Annotated in this window: 1 pseudogene; it reads left to right on the forward strand. The window is 66.7% G+C overall.

The window, feature by feature from the left end:
- Positions 1 to 207: 207 nt before the first annotated feature.
- Positions 208 to 1,673, forward strand: a pseudogene (gene ahcY / locus JCM19049_RS13360) (adenosylhomocysteinase).
- Positions 1,674 to 1,703 lie beyond the last annotated feature (30 nt).

The raw sequence follows: 1,703 nt of genomic DNA on the forward strand, positions 1-1,703 counted from the left end.
CCGTCCCCGCCGCCGGCGGCCTAGCGCGCAATGCCCTGCGCCGCCTCCCACCGGGGCCAGTGCCGGTGGTGCTGAAAGAAGCCGCGATAAAACGTCACCTGATTGCCCCCGCACCGGCGAATGTGACTAGCATCAAGCACTAAGTGCTGCGCCAGGCCGGTACCCCGGCAGCGCCCAGCCACCGACGTCGCGAAAGACTGGGAGCCCATGAGTATTGACTACAAGATCGCCGACATTACCCGCCATGAGGAAGGCCGCCACCAGATCCGGTTGGCCGAACAGGAAATGCCCGGCCTGATGTCCCTGCGCGCCGAGTTCGGTGACGCCAAGCCGCTGGCCGGGGCACGCATTGCCGGCTCCCTGCACATGACCGTGCAGACCGCGGTGCTGATTGAAACCCTGGTGGCCCTGGGCGCCGAGGTGCGCTGGGCCAGCTGCAACATCTTCTCCACCCAGGATGAGGCCGCCGCCGCGGTGGTGGTCGGCACCGGCACGGCCGAACAGCCGGCCGGGGTGCCGGTATTCGCCTGGAAGAACGAATCCCTTGAGGACTACTGGTGGACCGCCGAGAAGATCCTCACCTGGCCGGGGCCGAACAGGATCCGAGCCTGGGGGCGAACATGATCCTGGATGACGGCGGGGACGCGACCCTGCTGCTGCACCTGGGCGTGCAGTACGAGGCGGCCGGCGCGGTGCCCGGCCCGGACGCGGCGGAAAACCACGAGCACGGGATCATCCTCTCGGTGCTGCGCGAATCCCTGGCCCGCGACGCACAGAAGTTCACCCGCATCGCCGGGCAGATCCAGGGCGTCTCGGAGGAAACCACCACCGGCGTGCTGCGCCTGCACCAGCTGGCCGAACGCGGCGAACTGCTCTTCCCGGCGATCAACGTGAACGATGCGGTCACCAAATCCAAGTTCGACAACAAGTACGGGATCCGCCATTCGCTGCCCGACGGAATCATGCGCGCCACCGATGTGCTGATCGGCGGGAAGGTCGCCGTCGTGTGCGGCTACGGGGATGTGGGCAAGGGGGCCGCGGAGGCGCTGCGCGGGCAGGGTGCGCGGGTGATCATCACCGAAATCGACCCCATCTGCGCCCTGCAGGCCGCCATGGACGGTTACCAGGTCGCCCGCCTGGAATCCGTGGTCGGCCAGGGGGACATCTTCATCACCACCACCGGCGGCAAGGACATCATCCGGGTCGAGCACATGCTGGCGATGAAGGACAAGGCCATCGTGGGCAACGTCGGGCACTTCGACAACGAGATCCAGATGGCCGAGCTGGCCGCCGTGCCCGGCGTGCAGAAGATCGAAATCAAGCCGCAGGTGCACGAATGGGTGCTGGAGCCCGGCACCGGGCAGGAACGCTCGATCATCGTGCTCTCCGAAGGCCGGCTGCTGAACCTGGGCAACGCCACCGGCCACCCCTCCTTCGTGATGTCCAATTCATTCACCAACCAGGTCATGGCCCAAATCGAGTTGTTCACCAAGGCCGGTACCGGGCACTACGACAAACAGGTCTATGTGCTGCCCAAGGCACTGGATGAGAAGGTGGCGCGCCTGCACCTGGACGCCCTGGGCGTGGAGCTGACCGCCCTGAGCCCGGAACAGGCCGAGTACCTCGGCGTACCGGTGGAAGGACCCTACAAGTCCGACGCCTACCGCTACTAAAGGCGCCCGACGGCCGGGCCGGTCCTTGGC

The organism is Arthrobacter sp. JCM 19049 (assembly GCF_001310435.1).